Source organism: Methylocystis sp. WRRC1 (genome assembly GCF_020733155.1).
Lineage (GTDB): Bacteria > Pseudomonadota > Alphaproteobacteria > Rhizobiales > Beijerinckiaceae > Methylocystis.
In genome coordinates, this window is the sequence record NZ_JAJFZJ010000001.1 from 1,907,377 (window position 1) to 1,921,474 (window position 14,098).

The following is a 14,098-nucleotide window of genomic DNA, read 5'->3' on the forward strand; positions in this document are numbered from 1 at the left end:
GCAAAGGGAAATAGGGGCTTATCCGAGCTTGTCGAAAGGCCGGCCGATGACGGGCGTCGAGGGCTCGGCCATGTCGCGCGGCGTCATGGGCTTGGCCAGAAAGGCCGCGCGGCCGGCCTCGACCGCGAGGCCGAAGGCGCGGGCCATGCCGACGGGATCGCCCGCGCGCGAGACGGCCGTGTTGAGCAGCGCCGCGTCATAGCCCGTCTCCAGCACGGCGGCGGCGTGGGACGGCGCGCCGAGCCCCGCGTCCACGATGAGCGGAACGTCGGGGAAATGCGCGCGCAACGCCCGCAGCGCGAAAGGATTGTTGAGGCCGCGCCCCGAGCCGATCGGCGCCGCCCAGGGCATGAGCAGTTCGCAGCCGGCGTCGAGCAGCTTTTCCGCAACGACCAGATCGTCGGTCGTATAGGGAAAGACCTTGAAGCCTTCCGCGGCGAGAGCCCGCGCCGCCTCCACGAGCCCGAAGACGTCCGGCTGCAGCGTGTCCTCCTCGCCGATGACTTCGAGCTTGATCCAGTCTGTCGCGAAAACCTCGCGCGCCATCTGCGCCGTGGCGATGGCTTCCCTGGCGGTCCGGCAACCCGCGGTGTTGGGAAGAACCCGCACGCCGAGATCGCGGATCAGGCCCCAGAAGCTCTCGCCCGCGCGGGAGCCCCCCGCCTCGCGGCGCAGCGACACTGTGACGATTTCGCATCCCGAGGCCCGAATGGCGTCGGCGAGAATCGCGGGCGAAGGATAGCGCGCCGTGCCGAGCAGCAGGCGCGAACGCAATGTCGCGTCGTAGAGCGTCAGGGGATCGGCGGCGGTCATCAACCGCCCTGCCGCGGCGTGACGATCTCGACCGCGTCGCCCTCGTGCAGCACGGTGATTTCGCGATCCTTGTCGCGCACGAATTCGTGGTTGAGCGCCGTGCCGACCTTCTGGTCGCCATAGCCGAGTTCGGCGAGCAGGCTTTGCAACGTCGTCGCGCTCACCTCGAGCGGGCGGCCGTTCACTTCAATCTGCATCCATGACCTCCGGGAAACGAGCGTCATCGAGAATGACGCGGACCGCCCGACGCGCCAGCGCCGGCGCGAGCAGGAAACCGTGTCTGTAAAGTCCATTGATATAGAGAGTGCGCCCGCGTCTTGTAAGGCGCGGGAGATTGTCAGGGAAAGCCGGCCGGACATCGGAGCCCGTCTCGACGATCTCGGCCTCGGCGAAGGCGGGATGGATGGCGAAGGCGGAATTGACGAGCTCCACCACCGAGCGCGCCGTCACCCGCGCGCGCTCCTCATTCTCGATCATGGTCGCGCCGACCATGAAGAGCCCGCCGCCGCGCGGCACGACATAGACGGGGCGGCGCGGATGCAGCATCCGCACGGGACGCGCAAGCGAAATCTCGTCGCTTCGCAGAATCAGCATCTCGCCTTTCACCCCGCGCAATCCGGGCAGCGCGTCGCGGGCGGCGAAGCCACGGCAATCGACGATCCAGTCGGGCTCCCCGGCGAGCGTTTCGGCCTCGACGCCGAAATGCTGCGCAACATTTTGCATTGCAGCAAGGCGTGCGGCGAGCGCAGCGAGCGCAGCGCGCGGGTCGAGATGCGCCTCTTGCCGAAAATAGAGCGCCGCGTCGAAGCGCCCGGCGAGATCCGGCTCCAGCGCGGCGAGGCCGGCGGCGTCGAGCCGCTCGAACCGTTCGGTGCGGCGGGCGAAGTCGGCGAGTTCGGCGCGTTCGCGCGGCGGCGCCACGACGAGGCTGCCGGCGACCGCGGCGACGGGAACTTCGCGCGTCCAGAAGTCCAGCGCCTCTTCACCGAGCTTCGCGACGATCGGCTCGGCGCTCTCCAGCTCGCACCAGGGGGCGATCATGCCGCCGGCGTAGCGCGAGCAGCCCTGCCCCGGCGCGGCGGCGCGCTCGACCAGCTCCACCTCGACGCCGGCGCGCGCCAGCTCATGGGCGGCGCACAGACCGGCGACGCCGGCGCCGATCACCCGCGCGCGCATGGCGCGCCCCTTTCCGTCGACAAGCGAAACACCATCCCTCCGCCAGCATTCAACTGGATCAGGTTCGAAGGGTCGCCACGCCCCGCGTCCGCCCTGGACGCGCTCCGCAGCCTCTCAGCCCCCTGGCGGCGCGACGACGGCCGCCGGGCGGGGCTCCCCCGGCTTTGGATGAGAGTCGCGCGAAACAGCCGGCGGCGTCAAGCGTCTGAATTGCGGAGAAAAGCGCGCCCGGGCGCGGCGCTTCGCTCTTGCCAGACAGGCGGCGATAGCCCACTTTGGCGACCAAGAAGCGCGCGAGCGACAAGAATCAGCGCGCATATCCGGGAGAAACATTCATGTTCGGCAACAAGAAAATGGCCGGCGTCCGCGCGACGCTCGCCGCGCTCGCCCTTTGCGGCGCCATCGGCTTTTCGGCCGCGCCCGCGCAGGCGGCGAAACTCGGCCCCTATTTTCCGATTCCCAACGGTTTCAACCTCACCGGCATCGCCCGCGACGCCCTGCTGAACATTCAGACGAGCTGGCTGCAGAACGGCCTCGACAATCTCGAGAAGGCGAAGAAGGAAACCGCGGAAGCCCTCGAAAAGGCGAAGGACGGCGCGCAGGATCAGGTCGCCGCGCTCGAGGAGAAGCTCAAGGGCCTCGACAAGATGATCGAGGACACCAAGGCGGAGCTCGAAATCGCCAAGGACACCAATCCCAGCCGCGAAGTGCAGGCCGAGCGCAAGAGCAAGCTGCTGCTCAACCTCAATCAATGGATCAACGAGCTGAACCATCTCGCGACCGAGCAGATGAAGATCGCCATTCTCAAGGACGGCGTCGAGGCGATGGCCGCGCAAAACCGCAATTATCAATTGTCCGAACAGGCGGACAATCTCGAAAAGGCCAAGCGCGACCCGAGCATCGAGAACTGGGGCAAGTAAAGGTCCGTCGTCGTCACGACAGCGAAAATCCCATGGCGGACCCATGGGATTTTTTTCGCGCGAAGGCGCCGGGCGGGTTAGGGAAATTCGTCGCGCGGGGCTGCGGATTTCTGCAAATCGGCGTTGAGCCGCTCCAGCCGGCGCGTGGCGTCCTCCAGCGCGCCCGCGACGCGAGCCTCCATCGCGGCGCTCGCCTTTCGCGCGGCGTCGAGTTCCGCGCGCAGGGCGGCGATGTCCATCTCCATCGCCTGCGCCCTGCCGCGCGCGTCGGTCGCCTCGTCCGCGATGGCCAGCGCCGCCATCACCACGATGCGCTGGTCGCCGATTTCGCCGAAGCCCTCCCGCATCGAGAGGATCTTGCCTTCCACATAGCGCGCAAGCTGTTCGAGCCGCGGCTCCTCGCCGTCCTCGCAGGACATGCGATAGGTCCGCCCGGCGATGGTGACGACGACGGCGGCCATTTCAGCCTCTGTTCGTTCCGCCGAGCACGGCCGCGACGCCGGCGCCGGCGTCGTCGAGCCGGCGCAACACCTCGTCGCGGGCCTTCTCCAGCGCGCTGATCCGCGCGAGCGCGGCGTCGAGATCGAGCGCGAGCCGGGCGCGGTCATCCTGCATGATGGCGAGCTCCTCCTCCAGCTCGGCGCTGGAGACGTCGTCCTCGAGCTTGAGGGAGACCGAGCGTTCCAGCTGGTCGAGCGCCGCGGTCAAGCGCGCCAGCGCGCCGTCGAGCTTTTCAGGATTCGTCATCGCCGAGCGTCGCCCAGTTCGGGAGGGGCAGGAGAGGTTTCGGCGCCGATTCGCCGCCAATCGTTTGGTAGCATGAATCGGACAAATCCCAAGCTGCCGGTCGCGACCGAAGGGCGCGTTGACAGGGGGGCGCGAGGTGCTATCACACCCTCGCCTCGAAAAGCCGGCGCGACGCGCCCGCGCCGCAGGCCAGAGCCGCCCATGAGCCAGCCGGCGGCGATAAGGAGTTTTGCCAAATGACCGTGAGAGTGGCGATCAACGGCTTCGGACGTATCGGCCGCAACATCCTCCGTTTCATCGTCGAATCCGGCCGCACGGACCTCGAGGTGGTCGCCATCAACGATCTCGGCTCGGTCGAGACGAACGCGCATCTCCTGCGCTACGACTCCGTCCACGGCCGCTTCCCGCAGGAAGTGAAGGTCGCCGGCGACACGATCGACGTCGGCCGCGGCCCGATCAAGGTCACCGCCATCAAGAACCCGTCCGAACTTCCCTACAAGGACCTCGGCGTCGATGTGGCGCTGGAATGCACGGGCCTCTTCACCGCGCGCGACAAGGCGAAGATGCTGCTCGACGCCGGCGCGAAGCGCGTGCTGGTCTCGGCCCCTGGCGACGGCGCGGACCTCACGGTCGTTTATGGCGTCAATCATCAGAAGCTGACGAAGGATCACCTCATCGTCTCCAACGCCTCCTGCACCACGAACTGCCTCGCGCCGGTCGCCAAGGTGCTGAACGACGCGATCGGGATCGAGAAGGGGATCATGACGACGATCCACTCCTACACTGGCGACCAGCCGACGCTCGACACCTTCCACAAGGATCTCTACCGCGCCCGCGCCGCGGCGCTCTCCATGATCCCGACATCGACGGGCGCCGCCAAGGCCGTCGGCCTCGTGCTGCCGGAGCTCAACGGCAAGCTCGACGGCTACGCCATTCGCGTGCCGACGCCCAACGTCTCGGCCGTGGACCTGAAATTTGTCGCCAGACGCCCGACGACCAAGGACGAAATCCACGCCGCGATCATCGCGGCCGCCGATGGTCCGATGAAGGGCGTGCTCGCCTATACGACGGAGAAGCTCGTCTCCTGCGACTTCAACCATAATTCCGCGTCCTCGACGTTCCATCTCGACCAGACCAAGGTGATGGACGGCAATCTCGTCTCCATCCTGAGCTGGTACGACAATGAATGGGGCTTCTCGGGCCGCATGACGGACACCGCGGCGCTGATCGGCTCGCTGATCTGAGGACCGCCGCCTGACATTTCGACGCGGACCGCCCTGGTCCGCGTCGGCCTTTTTTGAAGAACGATTGGAGTGGCGAATGGCCTCCTTCCGCACCCTCGATAACGTCGACGTCAAAGGCAAGCGCGTGCTGCTGCGCGTCGATCTCAACGTGCCGATGGAGGAAACGCGCGTCACCGACACGACCCGCATCGAGCGCATTCTGCCGACGATCAACGAGATCGCGGAGAAGGGCGGCAAGGTGATCCTGCTCTCCCATTTCGGGCGCCCCAAGGGTCAGCGCGTCGACGAGGATTCGCTGCGTCAGGTGCTGCCGACCCTCGAACATTATCTCAAGCGCAAGATCGCCTTCGCCGACGATTGCGTCGGAGCGCCTGCGTCCGCCGTCGTCGACGCAATGAAGGACGGCGACATCGCGCTTCTGGAGAACACCCGCTTCCAAAAGGGCGAGGAGAAGAACGACCCGGCCTTCGTCGAGGAAATCGCGAAGCTCGGCGACATTTTCGTGCATGACGCCTTCTCGGCCGCGCATCGCGCCCACGCCACGACGGAGGGCGTCGCCCACAGGCTCCCGGCCTACGCCGGCCGCACCATGCAGGCGGAGCTCGAGGCGCTGGAGTCGTCGCTCACCAGTCCCGCGCGGCCGGTGATGGCCATCGTCGGCGGCGCCAAGGTTTCGACCAAGCTCGAGCTTCTCGGCAATCTCGTCTCCAAAGTGCAATATCTCGTCATCGGCGGCGGCATGGCCAACACTTTCCTCGCCGCGCAAGGCAAGGCGGTCGGCAAGTCGCTGTGCGAGCACGACCTCGCCGGCTCCGCCCGCGACATTCTCGAAAAGGCGAAGGCGGCCAATTGCGTCGTGGTCCTGCCCGTCGACGCCACGGTGGCGCAGAAATTCGAGGAACATGCGCCCTCCCATATCGTCTCGGTCGACCATGTCGGCGAAAACGACATGATCCTCGACGTCGGGCCGAAGACCGTCGCCCATGTCGAGGCGCTGCTCGCGCAGTGCAGGACGCTGGTGTGGAACGGCCCCTTCGGCGCCTTCGAGCTGCCGCCCTTCGACGAGGGCACCAACGCCGTCGCGCAGACGGCGGCGCGTCTCACGGTCGAAGGCAAGCTGCTCTCGGTCGCGGGCGGCGGCGACACGGTGGCGGCGCTCAACCAGGCGCATGCGGGGCAGGAATTTTCCTACGTGTCCACGGCCGGCGGCGCCTTTCTGGAATGGCTGGAGGGCAAGACCCTGCCGGGCGTCGCGGCGCTGCAATCACAGTAGGCGTCCGACTTTTCCCCATAGCGCCGTCGCGGGCGCCCCGCACGGCTTTCGGGCGCCGTTGACGACGCCCGCCGCCCTGCGCTACGAAAAAGCCGGAGTGAACACCGCGTAAAAGGCGTCGTAAGAATGCCGCGAGAGAGCATCGCAAAATTCGCGATCGGCCAGGTGGTCAAGCATCGCCGCTACCCGTTCCGCGGCGTGATCTATGACGTCGACCCGGTGTTCGCCAACACCGAGGAATGGTGGCTGTCGATCCCCGAGGAGCTGCGCCCGCGCAAGGACCAGCCCTTTTACCACCTCTTCGCCGAAAATGCCGAAACCGAATATGTCGCCTATGTGTCGGAGCAGAATCTCGTGCCCGACACCTCCGGCGACCCCGTGCGCCATCCGCAGGTCGAGGAGACCTTCGAGCGCGACGAGGAAGGCGTCTATCGCGTGCGCGCGCCGAAAAGGCATTGAGGTTCAATGGGCGGCTGCGCCGCCAGACCTTTCGATAGCAAGGGACAAAAAAACGCCCGCGAAAAACTCGCGGGCGTTTCTGTTCTGCGACGAACTTACTTCTTCCCGGCCGGAGCCGGGGCGGCGGCGCCTTTCGCGGCCTCGAGCTTCTTGCGCTCTTCCTCGGCCTTCTTCTGGAGCTCTTCCTGCAGCTTCTTCTGCTGCTCCTCGAGCACCTTCGGGTCGACCGCCGGGCCGTCGAAGGCCTTGCCGAAATTGGTCAGCGGCAGATAGAAGGTCACCTCGTTGTTGGCCTGGTTCTTGACGACGACCGTCATCTTCTCGGCCTTCTTCATGCCGTCGACGAGCGCCTTCTTCACCTTCGCCTCGGCGAAGCAGCCGTTCGGGAAGCAGATCTCGAAGGCGCCCGACTCCATCGAGCCCTTGTCGACCGCGAAGCGGAAGCCCGGCTTCAGCATCAGGCCCGGCGGCAGGAGGAGGCGGATGATCTTGGTGTCGTCGCCCTTGGGATCGTAAACGGCGAGGGCGAGCAGCGGCTGCGGCGGATCGCCTTCCTTGCCGACCGCGCCGAAGTCGCGGGTCGTGTAGCAGATTTCCTTCTTGGTCTGGGGGTCTGAGCCGCAGACCTTCGTCCAGTCGGGCTGCACCGGGGCGAGAGTGGCCGTGATCGGCCCCTGGGGCTGCGCCGCCTGCTGCTGGGGCTGCTGAGCGCCGCCGGCTGCGGGGGCCTGCTGGGCCTGCGCCGCTGCGCCGGCGAGCAACATGGCGCCGGCAAGGGCGATCGCGCAGGACCGCGGGAAGTAGATCGACATCGATAAGTCCCTTTCGATTGTCAGCTGGCCGGCGCCCAACGACGCCGGAAAGAAGTTTCAAGGTCGCGTCATCGCGGGGCCCGCCCGCACGCTGCGGCGCCAAAAACCCGACGCCGTGGAACCCTTGCCCCATACCGCGTTTCGGCCCGTCGCGCCCTGGCGGCGAGACGAACGTCAAGCTCATACATGGTCGCAGCGGCGATTTCCAGCCGTTCGACGGCGCTCCGGCGCCCCGCAGGGCGCGGTTTTCACGGAAAAAGCCAAAAAATGCGGCCGAATGAGGCATGGCCCCTGCTTCAAGCCGCCGGAGGTTGGACTATGGTCGAGGCATGATGACTTTAGCGATTCGCGCGCGCCGCGCCGGACTCCGCCCGTTCGTCGTCGCTTTTCTGGGCGTTTTACTCTCCGCGCCCGCAAGCGCCGCGGAACCGACTCACGGCCTCGCCATGCATGGCGCGCCGGCCCTGCCGCCCGACTTCGATCATTTCCCATACGCCGAGCCGCAGGCGAAGAAAGGCGGGAGGCTGCGCGTCGGCCTCGCCGGCACTTTCGACAGCCTCAATCCGTTCAACCTCAAATCGGGCTCGGCGGCGCAGGGGCTCGTCGGCAATGTCTTCCAGAGCCTGATGGCGCGCTCGCAGGACGAGCCTTTCACGCTCTATCCGCTGATCGCAAAATCGATCGACGTCGACGCCGCCCGCACGCGCGTGACCTTTCATCTCGACCCGCGCGCGCATTTTTCGGACGGCAAGCCGATTACCTCCGAGGACGTGCTGTTCTCCTTCAACCTGCTCAAGACGAAGGGCCGGCCGCAGCAGCGCATCGCCTACGGGCTGGTGAAATCCGTCGACGCGCCCGATGCGCAGACGGTGAAGTTCGACCTCTCCGGCATCGGCGACCGCGAGCTTCCGCTCATTCTCGCCATCATGCCGGTGCTGCCGAAACATGCGACGGACGTCGAGCGCTTCGCCGACGCGACGCTGGCGAAGCCGCTCGGCTCCGGCCCCTATGTGATCGACGACGCGACAGCCGGCGCGCGGCTGCTGCTGCGACGCGATCAAAACTACTGGGGCGCGGATATTCCCAGCCAGCGCGGCTTCTACAATTTCGACGAAATCGACATCCAGTATTTCCGCGACGGCAATTCGCTGTTCGAGGCCTTCAAGGCGGGGCTTCTCGATTATCGCGAGGAAACGAGCACCACCCGCTGGTCGACGGGCTATGATTTCCCGGCGCTGCGCGAGGGGCGCGTCGTGAAGGAGGCGCTGAAGAACGATAACCCGAAGGGTCTCGAGGGTTTCGTCTTCAACACCCGCAAGCCCGTGTTCCGCGACATTCGCCTGCGCGAAGCGCTCGGCATGATGTTCGACTTCGAATGGGTCAACGCCAATCTATATTCGGGCCTCTACACGCGCACCAAAAGCTTCTTCGACGAGTCGGAGCTGTCCTCCTCGGGCCGTCCCGCCAGCGCGAAGGAGCGCGCGCTGCTCGCCCCCTTCCCCGACGCCGTGCGCCCCGACATTCTGGAAGGAACATGGCGCCCGCCGGTGAACGACGGCACGGGCCGCGACCGCGAGATGGCGAAACGCGCGCTCGAACTGCTCGCCTCCGCCGGCTATCGCGTCGAAGGCGACGCGCTGACGAAGGACGGCGAGCCCGTCGCCTTCGAGATCATGGTCAAGGACCGCAATCAGGAGAGGCTCGCGCTCAACTACGCCTCCTCGCTCCAGCGCATCGGCGTCGACGCGCGCGTGCGGCTCGTCGATGAAGTGCAGTATCAGCGCCGGCGCCAGAAATTCGACTTCGACATGATGATCGGCCAGTGGCTGGCCTCCGCCTCGCCGGGCAATGAGCAGCGCATGCGCTGGGGCTCCGCCAGCGCGACGCAAGAAGCGTCGTTCAATCTTGCAGGCGCGTCGTCGCCCGCGATCGACGCGCTGATCGCGGCGCTGCTCGCGGCGCAGAGCCATGAGGATTTCGTCACGGCGGTGCGCGCCTACGACCGCGTGCTGCTTTCGGGTTTTTATGTCGTGCCTTTGTATCACGCGTCCGAACAATGGATCGCGCATTCGACCGACATTGCGCGCCCCGCGAGACTGCCGCGCTATGCGCAGCCGCTGTTTGGTCCGACGCTGGAGAGCTGGTGGAGAAACAATCCATGACCTTTCGCGCCGCCGCGCAAGCCCTCGACGCTTCTCTCGCGCGGACGCATCCTCTGACGCAATTCGGCTTCGACGCCCTCGTCGCCGGCGCCGCGCGTCCGCGACCCGGCGCGCCCGCCTTCGTCGACCGGCACGGCGACTCGACGGACGACGTAAGTTACGCCGACCTCTATCAGCGCGTCGGCGCCTTCCTCGCGCGGCTGCGCGGCTTCGATTTCGCGCGCGGCGAGAAAATTCTCATCTGCTGTCCGCCCGGCGCGCAGGCCTTCGTGGCGCTCACCGCCGCCGTCGCCGCGGGACTCGATCCGGTGCTCGCGCCCCTGCCGCTGCCGATGCGGCGCGCGGCTGTGGCGAACGCCGCCCGCGCGCAGCGCGTCTGCGCGCTCTTCGCGCCCGCGCGTTTCTGCGGCGTGGATTTCGAGGAGCCTCTGCTGTCGATCGCCGCCGAGACGCCGTCGGTGCGCCTCATCGGCGCGCTCTCGGGAACGCTCGACGGCGCGGGCGATTTCTCGCCGGCCATGCTGGAGGCGCCGCTGTCGCCGCGCGCGCGGCTCGCCGACGACTGGAGCGCGGACGAGCGCGCGCTGGTCGGCGCGCTCGACGACGTCGGCGCCATCGACTTTTCCTCGCAGGGCGCCCTGCTCGCCGGGGCGCTCGACCTCGTGCGCCTCACCCGCGACGCAGGCGACGCGCCGATCCTGTCGCTTGCGGCGCCGAGTTCGCTCGGCGCCCTCATCGCCGGCCCGCTCGCAGCGCTTCTCGCCGGCGCGCCGCTGCATTATCTCTCGCCCTTCACGGCGGAGCGTTTTCTCGAAACGCTCGACGCCCTCGGCCCGACGCGGCTCGTCATTCCCGCGGTCGTGCTTCCCGACCTCGCGCGCGCGGGCCTGCTGACGAATGGCGCGCTCGTTTCGGTCTGCGCGCTATACCCCGGCGCGGCGACGGCGCCCGGGATCGACGCCGCCGACGCCTGCCCGATCGTGGAGCTGCGGCTCGACGGCGGGGCCGTTATCCTGCGCGACGCCGGCGCCTCCCATGCGCCGGCGCACGTCGAGCCGGCTCACGCCGCCCTAGATTATTAGCGGCGTCCGGTTCACCCGACCGACCGGCGTCGCATTCTTCGCGAACTGCCCCAATGGAGGCGTCAATGGGTTTTGCGCTTTTCGTCATCGGCGCCGGCGCGATCGGTCTTTTGATCCTGGATCGCAGCTTCAATCTCGGCCTGCCGATCGGCCTTTTCCACAATCCGCTGTTCTGGTTCGCCTATGTCGCGCTGCTGGCGCTCTCGACGATGGTGCGCTTCGTGCGCCAGCAGGAGGTGCTCGTCGTCGAACGCCTCGGCCAGTACAACCGCACGCTCACCGCCGGCATCAATTTCGTCTATCCGATCGTCGAGCGCGTGGCTTACGTCTTCGACATGCGCGAGCAAGTGATCGACGTGCCGGAGCAGGACGCGATCACCAAGGACAACGCCACCGTCACCATTGACGGCGTGCTCTATTACAAGATCGTCAACGCCAAGGACGCCGCCTATGGCGCGCAGGACATCCGCCGCGCCATCATCAATCTGGCGCAGACCAGCATGCGTTCGGCGATCGGCTCGATGGAGCTGGACAAGACCTTCGAGAACAGAAGCGAGATTAACGAGCGGGTGGTGCGCGCGGTTTCCGACGCGGCGCAGCTCTGGGGCGCGCATGTCACGCGTTACGAGATCAAGGACATCACAATGCCGGAGTCGCTGCGCCAGTCGATGGAGCGGCAGATGAAGGCCGAGCGCGACAAGCGCGCCGCCGTGCTGGAGTCCGAAGGCGTAAAGCAATCGGAGATCAACCGCGCCGAGGGCGAGAAACAGGCGGCGATCCTGCGCGCCGAAGGACAGGCGAAGGCGATCGAACTGGTGCGCACGCAGATCACGCAGCAAGGCGGCGATCAGGCCGTGCAGCTCGAAGTCGCGAAATCGGCGATCGAGCAATATGGCCGCCTCGCCAAGGCCGGCAATTCACTGGTGCTGATGGGCGACGGCGCCGATCCCGCCGGCTGGATCGCGAAGGCCATGGCGGTGCTGAACACGGTGAACGCCGCCGAGACGCCGAAAGAGGCGTCGCGCCGCGCGCAGCAGCCCTGGCGCCAACCCGAGTGACAGCGGAGAGCATGAATGGAGCCGACGTTCTTCTATGATCCCGCAAACGCCAGCCTGATCGTCGGCCTCGCGCTGCTCGGCCTCGACATCGTCGTCATCGGCCTGTCGCCGGTGATGTTCTTCGCGCTCGGTTCGCTCGCGACGAGCGCGCTGCTCTTCGCGAGCGGCTGGCGGCCGTCGCTGATCGAAACGACGGCCATCGCCGCCGGCGCGAGCCTCCTCATCGCCATTCTCGGCAAGGGGCCGCTGCAGCGTTTCCAGCACGCGGACGTTCAGGAGGACCAGAGCAGCGACCTCATCGGCCGCGAACTGACGACGACGCATGAGGTGACGAAATCCGGCGGCCACGTGCATTGGTCCGGCGTGACCTGGGCAGCGCGGCTGGCAGCGGGCGCGCCCGTCGAAACACTCGCGCCGGGCGCCCGCGCGCGGGTGACGCGGGTCGAGAATCTCGTGCTGGTGCTGGAGCCTGTAGCTTGACGGGCCGTTTCGAATAACGACGCGTCCACGACGCTCGGCATGCTATGAAGCGCCCCATGCCCGTTCGCCGCCTCGATCCCATCCTTGTCGACCGCATCGCCGCCGGCGAGGTGGTCGAGCGCCCGGCCTCCGCCGTGAAGGAACTGGTCGAGAATGCGCTCGACGCCGGCGCGACGCGCATCGACGTGGCGATCGAGGAAGGCGGCAGAAAGCTCATCCGCGTCATCGACGACGGCTGCGGCATGGATGAGAACGATCTCGCGCTCGCTGTCGAACGCCATGCGACCTCGAAGATCCCCAACGGCGATCTCACTCATATCGCCACGCTCGGCTTTCGCGGCGAGGCGCTGCCCTCCATCGCCGCTGTCGCCGATCTCACCATCGACACACGGGCGCAGAATGCGCCGCACGGCTTTTCGATCCGCGTCGAGGCGGGCGACAGGCGTGGTCTCACTGCGAGCAGCTGGCCGCGCGGCACGCGAATCGAGGCGCGCGCGCTCTTCGCCGCGACGCCGGCGCGTCTGAAATTCCTCAAGACCGAACGCACGGAGACGGCCGCCGTCGTCGATGTCGTGAAACGCCTCGCCATGGCGCATCCCGATGTGCGTTTCGGCTTTTCCGCCGACAATGGCGCGCTCTTCGATTACCCCGCCTGCGGCGACGACGCGGCGGGCCGGGCGCGGCGCATCGCGCAGGTGCTCGGCGAGGAGTTTCGCGCCAACGCCATAGAGATCGACGCCGAGCGGGCGGGCGTGCGCCTGACGGGACTGGCGAGCCTGCCGACCTACAATCGCGGCAACGCCCAGCTGCAATATGTCTATGTCAACGGACGCCCGGTCCGCGACAAGCTCTTCGCCGGCGCCATTCGCGCCGCCTATCTCGACTTCCTCAGCTCCGACCGTCATCCCGTCGTCGCGCTCTTCATCGGCTGCGACCCGCGAATCGTGGACGTCAACGTGCATCCCGCGAAAGCCGAGGTGCGCTTCGCCGACCCCGGCCTCGTGCGCGGCCTCGTTGTCGGCGCGCTGAAACAGGCGCTCGCGGAAAAGAGCCATCGCAGCGCCGACACGGCGCGCGCGGCGGTCGAGACATTCGCGCGCGCCAACGCCGCGCGACATGACGCGCCCTGGCGCGCGCCGCCGCCCGCGAACTGGGACATTCGGCACTCTCCCCACGCGCCTTCGGGATTTGCGGAATCGCCGCAGGCGGCTTTCGACGTAGGCGCGCCGGCGGCGGACGCGCGCGTTCATGAAGCGCCGGCGCAGGATACGGACGCGCCGCTCGGCGCCGCGCGCGCGCAGTTGCATGAAACCTACATCATCGCGCAGACGCGCGACGGGCTCGTCATTGTCGATCAGCACGCCGCGCATGAACGCCTCGTCTATGAGAAGCTCAAGCGTCAGCGCGAGGAGACGGGCGTCGCGCGGCAGATGCTGCTGATCCCCGTCGTCGTCGATCTCGACGAATCGCGCATGAATGCGCTCGCCGGCGCCTTCGACGAACTCGCCGCGCTCGGACTCGCGCTCGAGCCCTTCGGTCCGGGCGCCGTGCTGGTGCGCGAGGCGCCGTCCATTCTGGGCGAGGTCGATCACAGGCGTCTTGTCGAGGACATCGCCGATCTTCTCGCCGAGGATGGCGACGCGCGCGGCCTCTCGCGCCGGCTCGACCATGTGCTCGCGACCTGCGCCTGTCATCATTCCGTGCGCGCGGGCCGACGCCTCGGCGCTCAGGAGATGAACGCTTTGCTGCGCGAAATGGAGACGACGCCCGGCGCCGGCCAGTGCAATCACGGCCGTCCGACCTATGTCGAATTGAAGCTCGCCGACATCGAGAAGCTCTTCGGGCGCAAGTAAGGTTGAGCCGCCGCGAAGG

The 14,098-nt window shown here is 67.2% G+C and carries 14 protein-coding genes, 1 pseudogene and 1 riboswitch; of the genes and pseudogenes, 9 read left to right on the forward strand and 6 right to left on the reverse strand.

Translation table 11 applies throughout. The features are described 5' to 3' along the window. Positions 1-18 precede the first annotated feature (18 nt). The 3 genes and pseudogenes from LG047_RS09190 to LG047_RS09200 form a co-directional block, all read right to left on the reverse strand. Entirely contained in the window at positions 19-813 is a 795-nt protein-coding gene (locus LG047_RS09190; RefSeq protein WP_227966399.1) for a thiazole synthase, read from the reverse strand. Then, on the reverse strand, positions 813-1,010 hold the full coding sequence (gene thiS / locus LG047_RS09195; protein ID WP_036284091.1) for a sulfur carrier protein ThiS: 198 nt from the start codon (positions 1,008-1,010) through the stop codon (positions 813-815). Before thiS ends, LG047_RS09190 begins: the two co-directional genes overlap by 1 nt. Further along, a pseudogene (locus tag LG047_RS09200) lies at positions 1,003-1,989 on the reverse strand (FAD-dependent oxidoreductase); the annotation flags it as partial. The gene thiS and the pseudogene LG047_RS09200, both read right to left, overlap by 8 nt. 16 nt (positions 1,990-2,005) lie before the next feature. After that, positions 2,006-2,159: riboswitch (TPP riboswitch) on the reverse strand. Between the two features lie 165 nt (positions 2,160-2,324). Between LG047_RS09200 and LG047_RS09205 the strand changes: the two are divergent. Next, positions 2,325-2,909 (forward strand): hypothetical protein, encoded by a 585-nt coding sequence (locus LG047_RS09205; RefSeq protein WP_036288299.1) that lies wholly within the window; start codon positions 2,325-2,327, stop codon positions 2,907-2,909. 77 nt (positions 2,910-2,986) lie between these two features. Here LG047_RS09205 and LG047_RS09210 read toward each other — a convergent pair whose 3' ends face one another. Then, positions 2,987-3,370, reverse strand: coding sequence for a cell division protein ZapA (locus LG047_RS09210; RefSeq protein ID WP_227966401.1), 384 nt, complete (start codon positions 3,368-3,370; stop codon positions 2,987-2,989). A 1-nt stretch (position 3,371) separates the two neighbouring features. Continuing rightward, on the reverse strand, positions 3,372-3,656 hold the full coding sequence (locus LG047_RS09215; protein ID WP_036284101.1) for a DUF4164 family protein: 285 nt from the start codon (positions 3,654-3,656) through the stop codon (positions 3,372-3,374). A gap of 236 nt (positions 3,657-3,892) precedes the next feature. On the opposite strand from LG047_RS09215, the gene gap reads away from it, so the two are divergent. From gap to hspQ, 3 genes are all read left to right on the forward strand, one after another. Beyond that, positions 3,893-4,900 carry a type I glyceraldehyde-3-phosphate dehydrogenase gene (gene gap, locus LG047_RS09220; protein WP_227966402.1) on the forward strand — a complete coding sequence of 336 codons (1,008 nt, stop codon included), beginning with the start codon at positions 3,893-3,895 and terminating at the stop codon, positions 4,898-4,900. A 76-nt stretch (positions 4,901-4,976) separates the two neighbouring features. Beyond that, positions 4,977-6,173: a phosphoglycerate kinase gene (gene pgk, locus LG047_RS09225; protein ID WP_227966403.1), complete on the forward strand. Its 1,197-nt coding sequence runs from the start codon at positions 4,977-4,979 to the stop codon at positions 6,171-6,173. Between the two features lie 126 nt (positions 6,174-6,299). Further along, a complete protein-coding gene (gene hspQ, locus LG047_RS09230) occupies positions 6,300-6,632 on the forward strand; it encodes a heat shock protein HspQ (RefSeq protein WP_036284111.1) in 333 nt (110 codons plus the stop codon). Between the two features lie 95 nt (positions 6,633-6,727). Here the strand turns inward: hspQ and LG047_RS09235 are convergent, their stop codons facing one another. After that, the gene (locus tag LG047_RS09235) at positions 6,728-7,444 is read right to left on the reverse strand and encodes an invasion associated locus B family protein (protein WP_036288301.1); all 717 of its coding nucleotides are present in this window, start codon (positions 7,442-7,444) and stop codon (positions 6,728-6,730) included. A gap of 332 nt (positions 7,445-7,776) precedes the next feature. On the opposite strand from LG047_RS09235, the gene LG047_RS09240 reads away from it, so the two are divergent. From LG047_RS09240 to mutL, 5 genes are all read left to right on the forward strand, one after another. Beyond that, positions 7,777-9,606, forward strand: a complete 1,830-nt coding sequence (locus LG047_RS09240; RefSeq protein ID WP_227968466.1) for an extracellular solute-binding protein — start codon at positions 7,777-7,779, stop codon at positions 9,604-9,606. After that, complete coding sequence (locus LG047_RS09245) at positions 9,603-10,688, forward strand: AMP-binding protein (protein ID WP_227966404.1); 1,086 nt, start codon at positions 9,603-9,605, stop codon at positions 10,686-10,688. Before LG047_RS09240 ends, LG047_RS09245 begins: the two co-directional genes overlap by 4 nt. A gap of 65 nt (positions 10,689-10,753) precedes the next feature. Beyond that, positions 10,754-11,746: an SPFH domain-containing protein gene (locus LG047_RS09250; protein ID WP_227966405.1), complete on the forward strand. Its 993-nt coding sequence runs from the start codon at positions 10,754-10,756 to the stop codon at positions 11,744-11,746. 15 nt (positions 11,747-11,761) lie between these two features. Then, complete coding sequence (locus LG047_RS09255; RefSeq protein WP_227966406.1) at positions 11,762-12,226, forward strand: NfeD family protein; 465 nt, start codon at positions 11,762-11,764, stop codon at positions 12,224-12,226. Between the two features lie 56 nt (positions 12,227-12,282). Beyond that, complete coding sequence (gene mutL, locus LG047_RS09260) at positions 12,283-14,079, forward strand: DNA mismatch repair endonuclease MutL (RefSeq protein WP_227966407.1); 1,797 nt, start codon at positions 12,283-12,285, stop codon at positions 14,077-14,079. Positions 14,080-14,098: the final 19 nt, after the last annotated feature.

What these genes read in the sequence shown, in the direction of transcription:
- LG047_RS09190 (WP_227966399.1), bottom strand. Translation starts at nt 813, where the DNA reads ATGACCGCCGCCGATCCCCTGACGCTCTACGACGCGACATTGCGTTCG.
- thiS (WP_036284091.1), bottom strand. Translation starts at nt 1,010, where the DNA reads ATGCAGATTGAAGTGAACGGCCGCCCGCTCGAGGTGAGCGCGACGACG.
- LG047_RS09205 (WP_036288299.1), top strand. Translation starts at nt 2,325, where the DNA reads ATGTTCGGCAACAAGAAAATGGCCGGCGTCCGCGCGACGCTCGCCGCG.
- LG047_RS09210 (WP_227966401.1), bottom strand. Translation starts at nt 3,370, where the DNA reads ATGGCCGCCGTCGTCGTCACCATCGCCGGGCGGACCTATCGCATGTCC.
- LG047_RS09215 (WP_036284101.1), bottom strand. Translation starts at nt 3,656, where the DNA reads ATGACGAATCCTGAAAAGCTCGACGGCGCGCTGGCGCGCTTGACCGCG.
- gap (WP_227966402.1), top strand. Translation starts at nt 3,893, where the DNA reads ATGACCGTGAGAGTGGCGATCAACGGCTTCGGACGTATCGGCCGCAAC.
- pgk (WP_227966403.1), top strand. Translation starts at nt 4,977, where the DNA reads ATGGCCTCCTTCCGCACCCTCGATAACGTCGACGTCAAAGGCAAGCGC.
- hspQ (WP_036284111.1), top strand. Translation starts at nt 6,300, where the DNA reads ATGCCGCGAGAGAGCATCGCAAAATTCGCGATCGGCCAGGTGGTCAAG.
- LG047_RS09235 (WP_036288301.1), bottom strand. Translation starts at nt 7,444, where the DNA reads ATGTCGATCTACTTCCCGCGGTCCTGCGCGATCGCCCTTGCCGGCGCC.
- LG047_RS09240 (WP_227968466.1), top strand. Translation starts at nt 7,777, where the DNA reads ATGACTTTAGCGATTCGCGCGCGCCGCGCCGGACTCCGCCCGTTCGTC.
- LG047_RS09245 (WP_227966404.1), top strand. Translation starts at nt 9,603, where the DNA reads ATGACCTTTCGCGCCGCCGCGCAAGCCCTCGACGCTTCTCTCGCGCGG.
- LG047_RS09250 (WP_227966405.1), top strand. Translation starts at nt 10,754, where the DNA reads ATGGGTTTTGCGCTTTTCGTCATCGGCGCCGGCGCGATCGGTCTTTTG.
- LG047_RS09255 (WP_227966406.1), top strand. Translation starts at nt 11,762, where the DNA reads ATGGAGCCGACGTTCTTCTATGATCCCGCAAACGCCAGCCTGATCGTC.
- mutL (WP_227966407.1), top strand. Translation starts at nt 12,283, where the DNA reads ATGCCCGTTCGCCGCCTCGATCCCATCCTTGTCGACCGCATCGCCGCC.